Raw genomic sequence first — 1,262 nt, forward strand, 5'->3', positions numbered from 1 at the left:
TAATGCCGATCAGTTAAGGATCCATTGACCGATCCTTCTGATGTGTGAAAATCCGAAACCTGTTGATTGGTTTCGGATTTTTTATGCGCATCGCTCAAGCTCTCGACTTCCTCCACGCCAGCAAGGCCGCTCAGTTTGAGTCACTTTCTGACCTCATTCCCAACGAGCTCATCACCACTCTGCTCGGCGAAGAGGGCGTTGCTACCCTGCGCCGTCGCCGTATGCCCATGGAGCGACTGGTCTGGGCCATCATCGGCATGGCCATCTTCCGCCACGTCCCCATGACCCAGCTGGTCAATCAGCTCGATATCCTACTGCCCGGTGACCGTCCCTTTGTTGCCCCCAGNNNTGCCGCTGCCTTTGCCAAGCCCGGCACCCAGCATGGGGAGACCGCCTATCCGCAGGTGCGCATGCTCTGCCAGATGGAGCTCACCAGCCACCTGCTTGTTCAGGCCGTCATGGAGAGCTGCGCCGTCAACGAGATGGTGTTGGCCGAGCAGCTCATTGCGCGCACACCGGACCACTCGCTCACCCTGTTCGACAAGGGGTTCTACTCCCTCGGCCTGCTCCACGCATGGCAGAGTGCGGGCGTAGAGCGGCACTGGTTGCTGCCGCTCAAAAAGGGCACCCAATACGAGGTGGTGCGCAAACTGGGGCGCCAGGATGCACTGGTCTTGCTGAAAACCAGCCCACAGGCGAGGAAGAAGTGGCCGCAACTGCCGGACACGGTGGAAGCCCGCTTGCTGACTCGCACTATCAACGGCCAGGAGCGGCAGGTGCTGACCTCGATGGTCGACCCGATGCGCTTTCCGAACGCCGAGATTGTTGAGCTCTACAGCCATCGCTGGGAAATCGAACTGGGCTATCGGGAGATGAAGCACAGTCTGCAACAACACCGACTGACCCTGCGCAGCAAGAAGGCGGCGGGAATACGACAGGAGCTGTGGGGCATGCTGCTGGCGTACAACCTGCTGCGCAGCCAGATGGTGAAGATGGCGGCGAGCCTGAAGGGATACACGGCCAGTCAGCTGAGTTTTCACATGGCATCGGTGTACCTCATCCATGAACTGAGCTGCATGCCCTACCTGTCACCGGGGACTATCCCGAAACGGGTAGCTGACCTGGAGAAACAGGCGGGGCAGTTTGTGTTGCCGGAACGCAGGGAGCGAAGTTACCCCCGCTGCGTGAAAGCAAGGCCACAGAGGTACAGTGTAAAAAAAACCAATAAAAACAATGCCAGTCAGGCTTAACTGACTGGCATT

General features: G+C 58.8%; 1 protein-coding gene. It reads left to right on the plus strand.

From position 1 onward, the window contains the following. Positions 1-83: 83 nt before the first annotated feature. The gene (locus BN1115_RS08550; protein ID WP_042656823.1) at positions 84-1,250 is read left to right on the plus strand and encodes an IS4 family transposase; all 1,167 of its coding nucleotides are present in this window, start codon (positions 84-86) and stop codon (positions 1,248-1,250) included. Positions 1,251-1,262: the final 12 nt, after the last annotated feature.

This window comes from Aeromonas allosaccharophila (assembly GCF_000819685.1).
Lineage (GTDB): Bacteria > Pseudomonadota > Gammaproteobacteria > Enterobacterales > Aeromonadaceae > Aeromonas > Aeromonas allosaccharophila.